Raw genomic sequence first — 18,019 nt, 5'->3', positions numbered from 1 at the left:
TGTCTTTCGAGAAAACCTAAAAGTGCAGCATAAAAGTCTTGATTGTGTTTAAAATCAAAGAACTAACAAGAATAACAAGAAATCCGCACTTTCCTTTTCTTTTAGCGTTGTCGATAATGTGTTAGAGTGGGAAATAATTGAAAAAGAAGTAATTCCTATATACTTTATGAAACTAATTCCGATTGATGATGCCCAACGATACGCTTGCAGTCTACCGTTAATCGGTAAGGAAGGACAGGTTCGCCTCTTTAACGCCTGTGTTCTCTGCGTAGGTGCAGGAGGACTAGGTGTTCCTGTATTGCAATATTTGGCAGCAACAGGCATCGGTACCTTAGGTATTGTTGATAACGATCAAATAGAAATTTCAAACTTACAGCGCCAAGTAATTTTCACTCCTGATGATATCGGAAAAAATAAGGCGGTCCAGGCAAAACGCTACCTTAATCGGTTTAATCCCTCGCTACAAATAATTGCTTATTCTTCCTCATTAGGAAGGGATAATATAGAAAAAATAGTGCACGATTTTGAAATTGTCATTGATTGCACAGACAACAATCGTACGCGCCATCTAGTAAACAACATTTGTGTTCAGCGCAAAAAGCCTTTGATTTTTGCGAGTGTCTATCAGTTCCAAGGTCAATGTAGTGTTTTCAATTATCGAGACGGCCCCTGCTACAACTGCTTATACGAAAATCCTTTTTTACCAGAGGAAACTTCCAGTAACAATTGTACATACGGGGTTTTAGGAACAGTGACAGGAATTTTAGGGTGTATCCAGGCTACAGAAGCTATAAAAATTCTACTGGAAAAAGAAGAAGTACTATCAGGGCGATTACTGACTATTGATGTCTCATCTATGAAAACGAAAGAATTCTTGATACCTAAAAATTCCCAATGTTTTTGTTGTTCGAAGAATAAAACACCCAGCAAATCTCGTTCTAATAAGTCTTCCCTGGAAGGGAAGAACAAAGTACAAACACAAATTCAAGAAGTAGAAGCTAAAAAACTGTTTCAGTGGTTAGAAAGACTCCAATCAGATATTTTGTTAGTTGATGTACGTGAATCTTATGAGAGAGCTATTTGTCATATTGGTGGTCTACATATTCCACTACATAGACTGAACACATCTTTAGAAATTCTACCGAGAGATAAATTCATCGTCTGCTATTGCAAATCCGGACGGCGCAGTCGCTCTGCTGCGCAATTTTTAAAATCTAACGGATTTAGTCGAGTATCTAGTCTGTACGGGGGTATCCTTTCTTGGATCCATTATATCGATTCTTCGTTGACAAGTTATTAGTTAGGATTTTAAATCGAACTCCCCAATTTTTGTTGCTAAACGAGCGTAACCGGTTATTTTGGTGACAAACACAAATTCGAGTCCAAATTTGTCTTGTTTAAGAAATTTATCAATACAAAAAAAAGATGCAAAGGTTTTTAATCGATCTTTTTGGAAGAAAGGTTTTTTGGACAAAGATATGTGTTTGCTATTCTACAGTAACGGATTTTGCCAAATTACGCGGTTGGTCAACATCAGTACCTTTTAAGACTGCTACGTAATAGGCTAATAATTGCAGAGGTACAACATAGGCGATTGGAGAAATAATATCGGCCATACTAGGCATGCGAACAGATAAAAAATTATCGTCCTTTTTACATTCCCAAGAGATATTTTCGTCCATAAAAACAAACAATTCGCCTCCTCTTGCTTGGACTTCTTGCATATTGGATTCTAACTTTTCTAATAAATAATTATTAGAAGCAATAACAATAACCGGTATATCTTTATCGACCAGAGCTAGTGGACCATGTTTTAATTCTCCTGCAGGATAAGCTTCCGCGTGCATGTAAGAAACTTCTTTTAGTTTCAAAGCACCTTCTAAAGCAATCGGGAAAAGTGCACCGCGACCCAGAAATAAAGCGTATTGTTTATCTACCAGCCGCTTTGATAGATTCTTGATAGAAGTATCTAAATTAAGTATCTTTTGTAAAAGATTCGGCAAATTTTGTAGATGAGTAAGGATAGTGTTCCGATTGTCTCTATTTGTACGCTGAAATAAAACACTCAGCAGTAGCAAAGAAACTAATTGTGTAGTAAAAGTTTTCGTGGCAGCGACACCAACTTCGGTTCCTGCTCGAGTGAGAAAAACCAAATCAGATTCACGAGCTATAGTGCTATCTGGAGTATTGCAAATACCTAAAGTTGCTATATATCCCAATTTTTTCGCTTTACGCAGCGCCGCCAATGTATCAGCTGTTTCTCCTGATTGAGAAATAACAATGTATAGAGTATTAGGCTCAACCACTACTTTACGATACCTGTTTTCGCTAGCAATTTCTGCTTGGCAAGGAATACCGGATAAAGACTCCAACCAATAACAACCGACTAAAGCAGCATGAAAACTGGTACCACACGCAATAATTTTAAGGCGTTCTGTTTTTCTGAAAATAGATTCAGCTTTATGGCCGAAACTGTTCAAGATTGTTAAGTTTTTCTGCGCTAGATGCTCAGAAATTGTATCCAAAATACCTTTAGGTTGTTCGAAAATTTCCTTTTTCATAAAATGACAGAATTTTCCTTTTTTCAGCACACTACAATTGGTTTTTAGGAACTGAGAGGGTCGTACAACTGATTGTCCAGATTGGTCGTAGATAGAAACAGCATCAATTTCAATTTGAGCAATGTCTCCTGCTTCTAAATAGATGAATTTCTGAGTTGTTGGAGGCAAAGCAGTAACATCTGAGGCAATAAAATGTTCATCGACACCCAAACCAACGACTAGAGGACTTCCATAACACACCGCGTACAAAACTTCAGGTTTTATAGTAGAAATGATAGCCAAAGCATAAACTCCTTTTAATTCTTGAATAACTTGCAGAATAGCTTGCAAAAATTCTCTCTTCATTTTTCTGTAGTAGTTAATCAAATGGACGATCACCTCTGTATCAGTTTCCGTTTTAAATGTGTAACCCGACTCTATTAGCCTTTTTCGGAGTAATCTGTGGTTTTCAATAATTCCATTATGTACGATAGAAATTACATTTTCTGAACAAAGAGGATGAGCGTTTTTTTCTGTAGGTTTTCCATGAGTTGCCCAGCGGGTATGCGCGATACCTATGTATCCTTTGATAGGATTTTGTTCCAACTTAGTAGCAAGCGTTCGAACTTTTCCTTTAACACGTACTATTTGAATTTTATAACTTTCCTTATTGAAAACGGCAATTCCGGCAGAATCATAACCACGGTACTCCAAACAATACAAACCTTGTAATAAAACATTCTCTACGTGACGTCGAGCGACAGCTCCTACAATACCACACATATATTCTTTTCCATCCTTACTATTTCGTCTATTTCCGAATAGGAGCAATTATACCTCCATTCTAAGAATAATGAGAAAAGAAATAAAAAAGACAAGAAAAAATACGCAAATTAAAAATTGTTTCGAGAGCTCAAACTATATCCATTTTTTTAGTTTGGTAATGTCTAGTACACAGTGAAAATAAAATGGTTTACGCATTATTTTTTCTATATCAATCGCACAGTTTCGTTTAAATGCAACAATTGCACGATTTCTTTGGACACGTTATTATCCGTATTCCAATAACTAATAAAAAGCGCCACTTTAAAGTAGAATTTTTATGCCGTCTCGACAAGAATGTGCTAATGCAATCCGAGTATTGACAATGGATGCTGTAGAAAGAGCCAATTCAGGTCATCCGGGAATGCCTATGGGAATGGCAGACATCGCTGAAGTCTTGTGGCGTGATTTTTTAAGTTTTAATCCTTCTAATCCTCAGTGGATCGATCGCGATCGGTTCATTCTGTCTAATGGTCACGGAGCTATGTTGCAGTATGCGCTTCTACACTTGACTGGATTTGATGTGACAATTGAAGACCTAAAAAATTTTCGTCAATTTCATTCGCGCACTCCGGGACATCCCGAAATTACACGCACACCAGGTATCGAAGCAACAACAGGACCGTTAGGGCAAGGTTTAGCTAATGGCGTTGGGATGGCAATCGCCGAACAGATTATGGCCAAAACTTTCAATCGTGAGCATTTTTCGATTGTAGACCATTACACTTACGTTTTTGTAAGTGATGGAGATCTTATGGAAGGTATTTCTCACGAATCTTGTTCGTTAGCAGGAACTTTAGGTCTAGGAAAACTGATTGTTTTTTATGATGATAACGGAATTTCTATTGATGGGGATGTACAAGGATGGTTTACTGACGATACTCCAAAACGCTTCGAATCTTATCAATGGCAGGTAATACCGTATGTGGACGGACATGATCACAGAGCTATTTCTCGAGCTATCATTGCTGCAAAAAATGAGACTACCAAACCAACTCTCATCTGTTGCAAAACTATTATTGGTTATGGTTCCCCTACTTTAGCAGGAAAATCGACGATACATGGGACTCCTTTAGGATCTGAGGAGATTGTTAATACTCGAAAAATTCTAAATTGGCCTTATCCTCCTTTCGAAATTCCTCAGGAAATTTACATTGCATGGGATGCAAGAGAAAAAGGGAAAGAACGGGAAACTCAATGGAATCGACTGTTTGTAAATTATAAAAAACGTTATCCCGAATTGGCAGGAGAATTTTTGCGGCGAAAAAAGAAAACACTATCCAGAAGCTATACCAAAGCAATGGAAGAATTTATTTCAGATACAGAGAAATTGAAAAAGGACAGCGCTACGCGTAGACTTTCTCTACAGTGTTTGAACACTATTGCGCCTTTGTTACCTGAATTAATTGGCGGATCTTCCGATCTTTCGGAATCAAACTGTACAAAATGGATAAACGCAACTGTCCTGAGTCAAGAAAATCGCCAAGGAAATTATATTGAATACGGCGTACGAGAATTCGCAATGACATCTATAGCAAACGGTATTGCGTTGCACAGTGGTTTTATTCCTTTTTGCGGAACTTTTCTGACTTTCTCGGATTATGCACGAAATGCTGTACGCATGGCGGCCCTCAATAAAGTACATGCTATTTTTGTCTATTCTCACGATTCTATTGGACTAGGAGAAGATGGTCCTACACACCAGCCAATTGAGCAATTGCCTTCTTTGAGAATGATACCAAATTTGCGTGTATGGCGCCCTTGCGACGGCATTGAAACTGCAGTGGCTTGGCGGGAAATGATTGCTTCCTACGGACCCAATTGTCTTTTGTTGACTCGTCAGAAAATCGGTCAACAAAAGCACAACAAAAAACATGTAGAATTGATTGCAAGAGGTGGATATATACTACAAGAAGCAAAAGAACAACCACCTCAAGTTATCTTGATAGCTACAGGTTCAGAGGTAATGCTCGCTACCGAAGTCGCGACAAGTTTAGAAAAAGATATTTCAGTACGAGTTGTGTCTATGCCTTGTTGCGAAATTTTTAAAAATCAGAAAGTTGATTATCGAGAATTGGTTTTGCCTTCGCATGTAACTAATCGTATCGCCATCGAAGCCGCCCATCCAGACTACTGGTATCAGTTTGTTGGATGCAAAGGCAAAGTGATTGGGATTGATCAATTTGGCATTTCAGCACCTTCTCAAATAGTATACCGCGAATATGCATTCACCAGAGAACGGATTATTGATACAATAACAGAATTTTTTAAAGAAAATAAAATCGAGGGGAGATAGCATGCTATACAAAATTGCTATTAATGGTTTTGGCCGGATTGGTCGAAATATTTTAAGAGCTTTTTACGAATCAAAAAAACACTATAATTTCAAGATAATTGCCATTAACGATTTAGGAGACGTCAACACTAACGCCCATTTAATTAAATATGATTCAGTGCACGGACGGTTTCCATTCGATATTAGTATTGTCGATAAAGGAAAATCGATAACTGTTAACGGAGATAGAATTAAAGCGCTATCAATAAAAAATCCAAAAGTTTTACCTTGGAAAGAACTTGATATAGATATAGTACTTGAATGTACAGGATTGTTCACCAGTAAGGAAAAAGCTGAGGCGCATTTAAAATCTGGAGCGAAAAAAGTTTTAATTTCTGCTCCAGCTGGGAGCTGTGTAAAAACCATTGTATTTGGTGTGAATGATAATCTTCTCACTGAAAAAGACGAGATTGTTTCTAATGCTTCGTGCACAACAAACTGTTTAGCTCCATTGGTAATGGTATTGAATGATAAAATTGGAATTAAATGTGGGTTGATGGTAACCATCCATTCGTACACTAACGATCAAAATCTTACCGACAGCTACCATAAAGATCTACACCGAACACGAGCGGCTGCACAATCAATGATTCCTACTAGTACTGGCGCTACCGCAGCTGTTGAATTGGTGTTACCAGACCTAGTTGGAAAATTAGATGGATATTCTGTCCGAGTACCTACGGCTAACGTTTCTATGATTGATTTTACTTTTGACGCTAAAAAAACAGTGGACATTCCTATAGTTAACTCCATTATAAAAGAAGCCTCTAATGGTAAAATGCAAGGTATTCTTGGTTACAATGAAAAACCACTTGTTTCTGTTGATTTCAACCACGATTCTCATTCGTCGGTGTTTGATGCAGGGCAAACACGAATAATCGATGGATTAGTAAAAATTGTTGCTTGGTACGATAACGAGTGGGGATTCTCTAACCGTATGTTGGATGTCGCAAATGCTTTGTTGATGAAATGAAGAAATTGCCCTTTTTGTCAATGTCAGATATTAATCTGAGTGGTAGACGCGTTCTTCTCCGAGAGGATTTTAACGTCCCGATGGTAAACGGAAAAATTGTTCATACCGAAAAAATTGTTCGAGCAATACCTACTATCCAAAAAGCTCTTAAGAAGAGCATACAGGTGATAATTTTATCCCATTTAGGCAGACCAGAGGAAGGAAGATTTGATTTCTCACTTTCATTGGCACCTATAGCGGAAACATTGAGTAAAAAATTAAAACAGAAAATCCCTCTTATTGCAAATTGGCTAGAAGGCATTCCTTTAGAATTAGGAACTGTTGTGTTGTGTGAAAATGTCAGATTCAACATTGGTGAAAGCAGAAACGATCCAAGTTTATCTCGAATTATGGCAAAACTGTGTGATGTCTTTATTATGGATGCTTTTGCGACAGCTCATCGTGTACAGGCTTCTACAGTGGGGATTGCAAAATACGCTCCGACAGCTTGCGCAGGCCCTTTGTTTATTTCCGAAATTAAAACTCTATCTCGCGTAGTGCATAATCTAAAAAAACCTCTAGTGGCTATTTTAGGTGGTGCTAAAATTTCTTCTAAAATCCACTTGCTAAATAGTTTATTGTGCACAACTGATCAATTAATTGTAGGGGGAGGAATTGCGAACACTTTCTTAAAGTCAACAGGTTATTCTGTTGGAAAATCTTTGTGCGAAGATAGTTGTTTGGATCGCGCTCGTCAATTTTTGATGACAGCAAAAGAAAAAAATGTTTCTGTTTTTCTTCCGGTGGATGTTGTTGTTACACATCCGAGTTCTAGAAATAGAAGTAATGTGGTACCAACAGTTAAGGCAGTTGATAAAATTTCCAATAGCGAGTCCATTTTTGATATAGGGCCGAAAACTTCAGAGCGTTACACTCGTCTGATAGCTAAAGCTGGTTCTATAGTGTGGAACGGCCCTGTTGGTGTTTTTGAAATTAGAGATTTCAGTCAAGGTACACGAAAATTGGCAAACGCAATTGCCGATAGCGACGCCTTTTCTGTAGCTGGAGGTGGAGACACTTTGTCTGCTTTATATAAATTTAAACTTGCCGATCGAATTTCTTACACCAGTACCGGTGGTGGTGCCTTTTTAGAATTTTTAGACGGAAAAACTTTCCCTATAATTGAGGTTTTAATGCAACAAGCAAAAGTTTTATGACGAAAAGCAATATCCAGCGTATGTCGCGCCGCACAAAGATTATCGCAACTTTGGGTCCCGCAACAGATGACTTCTTAATTTTAAAAGAAGTAATCGATGCGGGTGTTGATATCGTTCGATTAAATTTTTCTCATAATTCTTACGAAAACCACAAAAAACGGATTGCTATGGTGCGTGAGATAGCTAAACAAAAAGAACGGGTAATTGGAGTTTTGGCGGATTTACAAGGACCTAAAATTCGTATATCAAGTTTTAAATTAGGAAAAATACAATTACAAAAAGGTGCTAAATTCGTTCTAGACGCGGATTTGCCTTCCAAAGAAGGAGCGGAAGAAGCGGTAGGAGTTGATTACAAAAATTTGCCGCAGGATGTAAAAACTGGAGACACATTATTGCTGGATGATGGACGTATCAAATTGTTTGTCCAATATGTTGTAGGAAGGAAAATTATTTGTCTGGTAGCAACAGGAGGAGAATTATCTGACCATAAAGGAATTAATCGTTTGGGGGGGGGTCTCTCAGCGCAGTCGCTAACTAAAAAAGACATTGACGATTTGAAATTTGCAATTAATCTCAACGTAGATTATATGGCCATTTCTTTTCCTCGAGATTCGGAAGATATCATCAAAGCTAGATGCTTGGTCCGACGCTATAGAGGAGAAATGGGCATCATCGCTAAAATTGAACGCTCCGAAGCCGTGAAAAATATCGATAGCATCATTGAAGCAAGTGACGGTGTTATGGTTGCTCGAGGTGATTTGGCTATTGAGATTGGTGATGCTCAAGTACCCTTGGTTCAAAAAGATATTATTCATCGAGCTCGTTCTCTTGATAAACCAGTTATTATTGCCACACAAATGATGGAATCGATGATTCACACTTCAGTGCCTAATCGCGCTGAAGTTTCTGACGTAGCCAATGCTGTCTTGGACAATGTAGATGCCGTTATGTTATCGTCCGAAACGGCAATAGGTGATTATCCGGTGTTGACCGTCAGCGCTATGGCCAGAATTTGCATAGCTTCTGAATTGCAACCCCGTTCGCGCATTTCTCGTCATCGTGCAGAATGGCGGTTTAAACGAATCGACGAAGCCATCGCCATGGCTACCATGTATACAGCCAATCATTTGAATATTAGAGCGATTGTAGCTTTGACAGAATCAGGGATTACGCCTCTGTGGATGTCACGTATTCGTACAGCAATTCCTGTATATGGTTTGAGTCGTTTTGACAAATCTTTGGGTCGAATGACATTGTACCGTGGAGTTTATCCCATTAAATTCGATCCAACTCAACACAGTCGAGAAAAAGTCAATATCAAGGCTATAGAAATTATGAAGGCACAAGGATTATTAAATCACGAAGATTTAGTAATACTGACTAAAGGTGATTATATGGGTGTAGGTGGAGGATCGAACGCCATGAAAATTTTGATCGTTGGAAAAGTAGTTTAAAGCAAGAGGAGATCCTATGGCACTTATTACGCTACGTCAATTATTAGATCACGCTGCCGAATATGAATATGGTGTTCCGGCGTTTAATATCAACAATTTGGAACAAATACGTGCGGTTATGGAAATGGCTGACGAAACAAAAAGTCCTGTTATTATTCAGGCTTCTTCAGGTGCGCGTCGATATGCTGGTTTCCAGTTTGTCCGTGCACTCATTCTTGCCGCAACTGAAGAATGGCCACATATCCCCATTTGTATACATCAAGATCACGGAGTTTCTCCAAAAATATGCCAACAATCCATACAAATGGGTTTTACATCGGTAATGATGGATGGTTCTCTACTTGAAGATCAAAAAACTCCATCAGATTACGAATATAATGTTTTAGTAACAACATTGGTCTCATATATGGCACATGCTTGCGGAGTTTCTGTAGAAGGAGAACTCGGTTGTTTGGGTTCTTTGGAAACACTAAGGTCAAGTAAAGAAGATGGGTCTGGAGCTGAAGGGAAGTTATCACGTGAACAAATACTAACAGATCCCAAACAGGCTGCTGATTTTGTCAGAAGAACTGAGGTAGACGCGTTAGCTATCGCTGTCGGTACTAGTCACGGTGCCTATAAATTCTCAAAAATTCCCAAAAAAGGCACAGTACTGGTTATCGACAGAATCAGAGCTATTCACGAACAACTACCCAATACCCATTTGGTAATGCATGGATCCTCTTCGGTTCCACAAGAATGGCTTAGGATAATTAATGAATATGGAGGAAAAATTCCTACAGCTTATGGTGTACCTATTGGAGAAATTCAGGAAAGCATTCGCTATGGTGTTCGAAAAATCAATATCGATACGGACTTGAGGTTGGCTACTACAGGAGCAGTTCGTCGTTACTTAGCTCAAAACCCTTCTCAGTTTGATCCGAGAAAATACCTTAGTGAAGCACTCAAAGCAATGAAGTCTATATGCAAAATGCGTTATGAGGAGTTCGGTTCTGCAGGACAAGCTGATAAGATCAAAGTGATTTCGCTTGAAAAAATGGCAAGACGGTACAAAAATACCGTACTCATCCCTGAGATTCGGACTCTTTGATTTCTTTATTTTGACAATCAACTGCAATCTTCCTCCAAAAAATATTCTGAAAAAAGAAGTAGAAGATATCGATCAAATGTACTTAGTAAATCATATTTTCTTAGTAAGATTTCACTTTCTGTACCAAACGGTGGTATACTTCGCCCCCTTTATTATAGATATTTGAACTTATGGCCAAATTTATACTCCCTGTCTATCAAGAGGCAAAGTACTTGACCAGTGCGGCTGAGTTTAGTGATCTGCCACCGGATACAGGAGTTGAGATTGCTTTCATTGGAAGATCTAACGCTGGCAAATCCAGCGCTTTAAATGTAATTACTGGTATTAAGGGTTTGGCGCGTATCAGCAAAACACCCGGTCGTACTCAAATGATTAATTTCTTTTCTCTAAATGAGAAGCAATGTTTAGTAGATCTTCCAGGATATGGTTATGCTAAAGTACCTCGTATGATCCAAGAACGATGGGAAAAATTGGTTAATAGTTACTTAAAAAGACGAAGTTCTTTAAGAGGTCTAGTGGTGGTTATGGATATACGGCATCCTTTAAAAGAAGCAGACGAAGATGTGATCGAAGGAGCGATGAAGTATAGCGTTCCACTCCATATACTGCTTACAAAATCAGACAAGCTTGGCCAAAGTGTAGCAAACAGAGTTTTTAGCACAGTACAATCTCGTCTGATTGCGTATAGCGATGAAATATCTGTTCAATTATTTTCTTCTCACGATCGAACCGGTTTGGATGAAGTCAAGATGCTCCTAAACAATTGGTATATCAAGAAATCCAATACAAAAAAAAAGAGCTGTGTCTAAGACAGTCATTGTTACACATCCGTGTACTATATAATCCTTTCCTTACTTCTCACTTTCTTTCCTTTCCTTACTTCTCACTTTCTTTCCTTTCCTTTTCAATTCCAAAATCTTAAAAGAATTCGGATTTAGGGATATTGAATTCCCGAAATTCCTTAATTTTAGTTAACATTATTGAATTTGTTTTATAATACGAGTGGTAGGAGATTAACATTTGTCGTTTCTAAAAAGAACATACATAAAAAGTGAAATTATTTCATGTCCGACTCCAAATTGTTGGGACATAGTCGCATTCCTGTTGGTTGCAGCTATTCTTATTTTATTAGGATACAGCGCTAATATGATGATGACAAAATTCGATGTAGGACAACAGTCTTCTCATATTTCACTAGATCCTGTCATGTTGCCCTATTATGCACTAAGAACTGTATTGCGTATGTTGATTGCAATGATTTTTTCGTTGCTATTCACATTTATTTTTGGAACTTGGGCCGCCAAAAGTCGTTGCGCTGAACGAATTATTATTCCACTGATCGATATTTTGCAATCTGTTCCGGTTCTGGGTTTTTTGACAATTACAATAGCTGCTTTTGTTGCCCTTTTTCATGGAAGTTTTTTAGGTCCCGAGTGCGCTGCGTTATTTGCTATTTTTACAGCGCAAGTATGGAATATAGCGCTAAGCTTTTACCAAAGTCTCAGAACCATACCGAATGATTTACAAGAAGTTGCTGTGATGTTGCAACTATCCGCATGGCAACGATTTTGGCGAGTAGAAGTTCCTTTTGCGATTCCGAGCTTGTTATGGAACATTATGATCTCTATGTCAGGGAGCTGGATTTTTTTGGTAGCCTCAGAGGCGATTACTGTAGCTGGACACGACATCATGTTACAAGGTATTGGTTCCTATATTAGTCTAGCCATTAAGTGCGCAGATAAAATGGCTGTAATTTATGTAATTGTTACAATGATCGTTGTGATTGCTTTATATGATCAATTGTTGTTTCGTCCACTTGTTGCTTGGGCGGAGAAATTTAACGCAGAAGTGGATGTAGGAGAGAACGAAGCGCAGTCATGGATATTGAATTTATTTCATCGTACAAGGTTTCTGCGTTTTGTTGGTACATATTGCTCTTTGTTAGGAAACACTATTATTAATTGCCGAATTTTTGGTCATCCTTCTTTAAGAAAATCTGTTAAGTACCATCATCTATTACGGCGTTTTTTCAACATAATCGGAAATACTCTTGTGATTTTAGCATTTATGACTTCTTTTTATCTACTGATGCGTTTTATTCTTTCCGAAGCCGACTGGACTGAAGTATTTCACGTTTTGTATCTAGGTTTTATCACCGGGTTACGCGTTACCATTTTGCTTATTCTCAGTTCGTTTATTTGGGTACCTATTGGTGTCTGGATCGGATTGCGACCAAATATATCGCAAGTAGTGCAACCCATTATACAATTTTTAGCGGCTTTTCCTGCAAATTTACTATTCCCTATAGTAGTAATTCTCATTATTCGATTTTCTTTAAACGTAAATATTTGGACTTCACCACTGATGATTTTGGGTGCGCAATGGTACATTTTGTTCAATGTGATTGCTGGAACAATGGCGTTACCCAAAAATTTACACCACGCTGTCGATATACTAAACGTAAAAGGGTGGATCTGGTGGAAGCGGTTTATATTGCCGGGGATATTTCCTCATTATATTACAGGAGCTATTACAACAGCCGGTAGTTCTTGGAATACGAGCATTATTGCAGAATCAGTAAATTGGGGAGGAAAATGCCTACACGCGACTGGATTGGGCGCTTACATTGTATCAATCTCTCAACAAGGTGATTTTCCTAGACTTACTTTAGCGATTATGGTGATGTCTTTGTATGTATTGGTCTTTAATTATGGATTATGGAGACCTTTGTACCGGTTAGCAGAAGAACGTTTTCAAATCAAATAGAAAAATTAAGAAGAATAGTGTGAAAAAAAATAATCGTTCCATCATTAGAGTTGAGAACATAAGTAAATTCTTTAAAAGAAAAGGATTACAAGATTTATTAGTATTAGACCGTATAAACTTTAATTTAAATGAAGGAGAAATTATTACAATTCTGGGAAAATCTGGATCCGGAAAATCTACCCTATTACGAATCATTGCGGGATTGGTTAAGCCTTCATCAGGAGTGGTTCTTTATCACAACAAACCTATTCTTATGCCTGTACCTGGATTGAGTATGGTGTTTCAACATTTCGCGTTAATGCCATGGCTTACTGTACTGGAAAATGTTGAATTGGGCCTAGAAGCAAGAGGTATACCTCGCGAAGAACGTCGATCTCGTGCTCTTAAAGCTATCGATATTGTAGGACTTGACGGTTTTGAATCAGCGTATCCGAAAGAATTGTCTGGAGGTATGTCTCAACGAGTTGGGTTAGCACGAGCGCTGGTTGTAGATCCAGAAGTATTACTAATGGATGAACCATTCTCAGCGTTAGATGTTCTAACAGCTGAAAATCTGCGAAGTGATTTAATCGACATCTGGCGTTCTGGAAAAACCAACATCAGCAATGTAATTATTGTAACCCACAACATTGAAGAAGCTGCATTTTTAGCAGATCGTATTCTGGTGTTTTCGATTAATCCAGGAATTATTCGTGCAGAAGTGAAAGTGGATTTACCGCATCCAAGAAATGATCGGGACCCAAAATTTCATCAAATCGTTGACAACATTTACAAACTAATGACACCTCTAGCAGCAGAAACGGTTTTGGAAGAAATCAAATTTAAGACTATCGATATCGGCTATCGGTTGCCGCAAGTACCTATTTCTGAGATGATGGGATTTATAGAAACTCTGACTTCTTATGAACAGAAAAAAGCAGATTTTCCTACGTTAACAGAGGAATTGCATTACGAAATCGATGAACTGTTCCCTATTGTGGAAGCGCTCGAAATACTGCATTTTGTTTACCTTTCCGGAGGCGACGTCGTTTTAACAAAGGCAGGACATCGGTTGGTGGAAGCCAACATTTTAGAACGAAAAAAAATATTTGCGGGCCATTTAATCGCGTATATTCCCTTAGCAAATCAGATTCGTAAAGAATTAAACAGACATCCAAATCACGAAATCTCCGAAGAGTATTTTTTAGACGATCTTGGGAACTATCTTGCTGAACAAACAGCAGATGAAGTTTTAACTACTGTCATCGATTGGGGCCGGTACGCAGAAATTTTTGCTTATGATTACAATTCGGGTATTCTGAGTCTAGAAAATCCTTGACGTGACTCTCTTTTTGTAAGGAAAACAGGATACTCAACAAGATAAGATTTTTGTTATTCGAATTATTTCAGACAGGCGCACACTTTGTATTTGTACCTATCGATAAATTACCACATTCGTACATGCTTCTCGAACTAAAAAAAGATTATCTAAATTCTAAAAATTTTCTGAAAATCTTCTTGTAGGACAAGAATCATTCTCAAGTGTATTGATACGAGTCTCAGAATCGTGAAGATAATAATGTTTTTACCTACATAGTTTCCTTGTTGTGGTTTTTTGTACCGGAGAAAATTACTTGCTATGAGTCTTTCGCCAAAGATCCAATTTAAAATGATTCGAAAAGCTCCTCTGAGAGGAGATCCAATCTAGATACGAGTGCGTGATTTTGTCTCATTCTTTGAATGAGGGAGACTATACACTTGATACTTGAACAGATACAGAGATGAATAAAAATTTCGTATAGTCTTTTAGGGTAACTAATTCCGGAAAACTGCTAAATTTTACCAACACCAAAAGCAATCAATAGACCAATATAACTTCTTCACTTATCAAGAGCAGTGTTTTTTGGTAAAGTTGTGATCATGATCTATTGCTTCTCGTTTATTAGAAGACAATTGTCCAGTCTGAGCAGATATGGTAGATATCGCTCTCATCATTGACCAGACAGTACGAAATAGCGATACGGTTTCTCAAAAAAAACCAAGAAAATCAGAAATCAACGAATAGATTTACAGATAGATAGTAATGAATATAGATAGTCCTAAATACTCTTCATATTGTGCAAAGAACGAATATAACCGTTCTTCGATTTTTTTGAAAAGTCTTTCGAAAATCCTATTTTTAGATCTGGCATTGTTATATAGGATGGATAATACGACCTATGAAACCATTGATTTGGGGAGAGATACTCACTATTCCCTCTTCTGTTTGTTTTGTTTGGATTTTCTGTGTGTTTCAACGACAAAAATGGTATGTCCGTGAAGTAGGTAAGAAATATAGTCTGTATTTTTATGTTTTGAAATACCGTTTAGTTTTTGTACTTTAATTTATACTTATCAATGCTTAGCTTACAATATTTAAGCATACACAAGATACGTTGTTGTGGAGTTTTAGTGCAATATTGTTAGATTGTTGTTCTTGGATTGCGGTGTGTTGCATTCTTAAGAAAGATCTGAACAAAGCAGCTTAAAATCGGTAAATATAAAATTACAATTGTTCTTTTGTTGTCTTCAAAAAACTTTTTAACAGTTGAATACGAAAAAGAAAAATATTTCGAATGGAAAATAATCCTGTAAACAATTGCAAAACAAGATTTCGGTTTCACTCCTCTTCTTGGTTTTCTGAAACCTATCAATGGATTGACGAATAAGATTTTTTTGTAGATCTGAGATGTGTTCTGTTATTTTATTTTCATTCTTCGTTCTACACCGAAAGGAATTTTTTCTTGTAAATTTTACATCTACGATAAGGTAAAGTTGACTACGAAATTCTTCAAAGATATTTTTCTCTTAGAGTCTGAGGAGAATAGAATTTTTTCGGATAAAATTTATGTGTGATTGGCAATTTTTCTTGAAAAAAGCTATTACCAATATTAATGAATTGTATCAAGAATTAGCGCTTGATCCAGAAATATTTCTGCAAAAAATCCCGAAGACAATTGCAGACCGATTTCCTCTCCTGGTTCCCAGAACATTTGTCGATCGCATGGAAAAAGGAAATCCACAAGATCCTCTGCTATTACAAGTATTGCCCAAAAAAAGAGAGCTTTCTGATTATTCGGGTTATCGGATGGACCCTCTTGAAGAAAACCAATCAAATCGCATGCCCGGGCTCCTACACAAATATCACGGGCGGGTGTTGCTTATATTAAGCGGTTCGTGTGCGGTCCATTGCCGATATTGCTTTCGTCAATATTTTCCGTACAAGAAAAACGCCCCAAGAAAATTGGGGTGGAATCGAGTTTTCCATTATTTAAAGTCGAATACATCTATCACTGAGGTAATCTTAAGCGGTGGAGATCCTTTAATGATAAAGGACAAAATACTTGCCAAATTCATTTTCTCTCTTGAGAAAATACCAAATCTTAAACGCCTACGAATTCACACACGATTACCGATCGTCATTCCAGAAAGAATCACAGATGAATTTATCAGATTGTTGAATCACACACGTTTATTGCCTATAGTTGTTTTTCATTGTAATCATCCAAACGAAATTGATCAATCTGTCGCCAAAGCGTTTTCTTCCTTACGGAAAACAAAGGCGGTTCTACTTAATCAATCCGTTCTGTTGAAAGATGTCAATGATAAAGCAGAAATCTTAATTCGTTTGAGTGAAAATTTGTTTGAAGTTGGTGTTCTACCTTATTATTTACATGTTCTTGATCAAGTACGTGGCTCCGCGCATTTTGAAGTCAGAGAAAAACAGATACAGAATCTGATAACAGAAGTGACAAACCGACTTCCGGGCTATCTTGTTCCTAAATTAGTAAAAGAAATTGCATCGGCCCCAGCAAAAGTTCTTATTCCTGCAATTATTTAGAATTGCTTTTAACAATTCAGGAGATTTCGAGATAGATTTTACTTACAATTCAATGAATAATAAAAAGACTCAAATGAGTTGTCGGATAGTTCGAATTTCTTTTCGGTAGTTCAAAGTGTGAAACAATCCAGAACCTACTACAAAAAAATTGACTCCGGCCTGAGACACCTCTGCAATATTGTTTGCTCTGATTCCGCCGTCAACGCCAAGCATCGCTTTACTTTTTGCTTTTCTCAACAGTCTCTTTGTAGATATAATTTTTTGCACACTGCTTGATATAAAAGACTGACCTGAAAAACCAGGGTTAACAGACATCAATAGAATTAAATCAACTTTCTCTAGAACAGCGGGCTGTAAAGAAACCGATCTTTCCGGATTAAAAGCAAGTCCTGTTTTCATTCCAAACTGACCAATTAATTCCAAAGTCTTTTCTACATTTCTCACCGTTTCTGGATGGAAAGTAATCAAATTGGCTCCGGCATTCGCAAACGCTCTTATAAGTTCATCTGGATTTTCTACCATTAGATGAACATCGATAGGAGCAACAATTCCGAATTTTCGCAACGATTCGCACACTAAAGGACCAAAACTTAAATTTGGTACAAAATGATGGTCCATGACATCAAAATGAATATAATCAGTACCAGCTTCCACTGCTTTTTTCACTTCCTCACCCAAACGGCTAAAATCAGCTGACAAAATTGACATAGAAATGATTTTTCGCAAAACCACGACCCGTTTCTCCTAAATTTTTTTCGGATGCATCTGCGAATGCATTGTTAAGACCGAACAAACTCGTTTTTGTTTCACCGTCACGCCCCAGATTTACCAGAAAGATGTCGATTCACCAAAAAGTAAATCTCATGCATCCTCTATGCGAAAAAATGCCTTAGAATAAAGATACTTTCAATAGAAAAACCCAATGAAATTAGAGTCCCCATACTATCATCCTAATAAAACCGAACGTTTGTGTCTATCACTTAA

12 protein-coding genes are annotated in these 18,019 nt (G+C 37.6%); 10 read left to right on the top strand and 2 right to left on the bottom strand.

Features of this window, described 5'->3' with window-relative positions; genetic code table 11:
• Window positions 1-166 precede the first annotated feature (166 nt).
• Window positions 167-1,300 (top strand): HesA/MoeB/ThiF family protein, encoded by a 1,134-nt coding sequence (locus tag EGQ50_RS00225; RefSeq protein ID WP_159747549.1) that lies wholly within the window; start codon window positions 167-169, stop codon window positions 1,298-1,300.
• Window positions 1,301-1,487: 187 nt separating this feature from the next.
• On the opposite strand, the gene glmS is transcribed toward EGQ50_RS00225, so the two are convergent.
• Window positions 1,488-3,323 carry a glutamine--fructose-6-phosphate transaminase (isomerizing) gene (gene glmS, locus EGQ50_RS00220; RefSeq protein ID WP_159747547.1) on the bottom strand — a complete coding sequence of 612 codons (1,836 nt, stop codon included), beginning with the start codon at window positions 3,321-3,323 and terminating at the stop codon, window positions 1,488-1,490.
• Between the two features lie 319 nt (window positions 3,324-3,642).
• Between glmS and tkt the strand changes: the two genes are divergently transcribed.
• The 9 genes from tkt to epmB all read left to right on the top strand — a co-directional run bounded on the left by tkt (window position 3,643) and on the right by epmB (window position 17,035).
• Entirely contained in the window at window positions 3,643-5,658 is a 2,016-nt protein-coding gene (gene tkt / locus EGQ50_RS00215) for a transketolase (RefSeq protein ID WP_159747545.1), read from the top strand.
• Window position 5,659: 1 nt separating this feature from the next.
• Window positions 5,660-6,670 (top strand): type I glyceraldehyde-3-phosphate dehydrogenase, encoded by a 1,011-nt coding sequence (gene gap / locus EGQ50_RS00210; RefSeq protein ID WP_159747543.1) that lies wholly within the window; start codon window positions 5,660-5,662, stop codon window positions 6,668-6,670.
• Window positions 6,671-6,675: 5 nt separating this feature from the next.
• Window positions 6,676-7,866: a phosphoglycerate kinase gene (locus EGQ50_RS00205; protein WP_246168996.1), complete on the top strand. Its 1,191-nt coding sequence runs from the start codon at window positions 6,676-6,678 to the stop codon at window positions 7,864-7,866.
• Complete coding sequence (pyk, locus tag EGQ50_RS00200; protein ID WP_159747539.1) at window positions 7,863-9,320, top strand: pyruvate kinase; 1,458 nt, start codon at window positions 7,863-7,865, stop codon at window positions 9,318-9,320. The genes EGQ50_RS00205 and pyk overlap by 4 nt, the downstream gene beginning before the upstream one ends.
• A 16-nt stretch (window positions 9,321-9,336) precedes the next feature.
• Entirely contained in the window at window positions 9,337-10,410 is a 1,074-nt protein-coding gene (gene fba, locus EGQ50_RS00195; protein ID WP_159747537.1) for a class II fructose-bisphosphate aldolase, read from the top strand.
• 170 nt (window positions 10,411-10,580) lie between these two features.
• Window positions 10,581-11,219, top strand: a complete 639-nt coding sequence (gene yihA, locus EGQ50_RS00190; RefSeq protein ID WP_159747535.1) for a ribosome biogenesis GTP-binding protein YihA/YsxC — start codon at window positions 10,581-10,583, stop codon at window positions 11,217-11,219.
• Between the two features lie 340 nt (window positions 11,220-11,559).
• Window positions 11,560-13,176 carry an ABC transporter permease gene (locus EGQ50_RS00185; RefSeq protein WP_218939762.1) on the top strand — a complete coding sequence of 539 codons (1,617 nt, stop codon included), beginning with the start codon at window positions 11,560-11,562 and terminating at the stop codon, window positions 13,174-13,176.
• A 19-nt stretch (window positions 13,177-13,195) separates the two neighbouring features.
• On the top strand, window positions 13,196-14,494 hold the full coding sequence (locus EGQ50_RS00180) for an ABC transporter ATP-binding protein (RefSeq protein WP_246168957.1): 1,299 nt from the start codon (window positions 13,196-13,198) through the stop codon (window positions 14,492-14,494).
• Between the two features lie 1,548 nt (window positions 14,495-16,042).
• Window positions 16,043-17,035, top strand: a complete 993-nt coding sequence (epmB, locus tag EGQ50_RS00175) for an EF-P beta-lysylation protein EpmB (protein WP_159747531.1) — start codon at window positions 16,043-16,045, stop codon at window positions 17,033-17,035.
• A gap of 69 nt (window positions 17,036-17,104) precedes the next feature.
• Here the strand turns inward: epmB and rpe are convergent, their stop codons facing one another.
• Complete coding sequence (gene rpe, locus EGQ50_RS00170) at window positions 17,105-17,743, bottom strand: ribulose-phosphate 3-epimerase (RefSeq protein ID WP_159748392.1); 639 nt, start codon at window positions 17,741-17,743, stop codon at window positions 17,105-17,107.
• Between the last annotated feature and the right edge of the window lie 276 nt (window positions 17,744-18,019).

Origin of the sequence: Coxiella endosymbiont of Amblyomma sculptum, assembly GCF_009883795.1 — a bacterium.
Taxonomy (GTDB): Bacteria; Pseudomonadota; Gammaproteobacteria; order Coxiellales; family Coxiellaceae; genus Coxiella.
Note: the sequence above shows the minus strand (reverse complement) of the source record. Positions and strands in the feature narration are given on the sequence as shown.

What these genes read in the sequence shown, in the direction of transcription:
- epmB (WP_159747531.1), top strand. Translation starts at nt 16,043, where the DNA reads ATGTGTGATTGGCAATTTTTCTTGAAAAAAGCTATTACCAATATTAAT.
- glmS (WP_159747547.1), bottom strand. Translation starts at nt 3,323, where the DNA reads ATGTGTGGTATTGTAGGAGCTGTCGCTCGACGTCACGTAGAGAATGTT.
- pyk (WP_159747539.1), top strand. Translation starts at nt 7,863, where the DNA reads ATGACGAAAAGCAATATCCAGCGTATGTCGCGCCGCACAAAGATTATC.
- fba (WP_159747537.1), top strand. Translation starts at nt 9,337, where the DNA reads ATGGCACTTATTACGCTACGTCAATTATTAGATCACGCTGCCGAATAT.
- yihA (WP_159747535.1), top strand. Translation starts at nt 10,581, where the DNA reads ATGGCCAAATTTATACTCCCTGTCTATCAAGAGGCAAAGTACTTGACC.
- gap (WP_159747543.1), top strand. Translation starts at nt 5,660, where the DNA reads ATGCTATACAAAATTGCTATTAATGGTTTTGGCCGGATTGGTCGAAAT.
- EGQ50_RS00225 (WP_159747549.1), top strand. Translation starts at nt 167, where the DNA reads ATGAAACTAATTCCGATTGATGATGCCCAACGATACGCTTGCAGTCTA.
- rpe (WP_159748392.1), bottom strand. Translation starts at nt 17,743, where the DNA reads ATGTCAATTTTGTCAGCTGATTTTAGCCGTTTGGGTGAGGAAGTGAAA.
- tkt (WP_159747545.1), top strand. Translation starts at nt 3,643, where the DNA reads ATGCCGTCTCGACAAGAATGTGCTAATGCAATCCGAGTATTGACAATG.
- EGQ50_RS00185 (WP_218939762.1), top strand. Translation starts at nt 11,560, where the DNA reads ATGATGACAAAATTCGATGTAGGACAACAGTCTTCTCATATTTCACTA.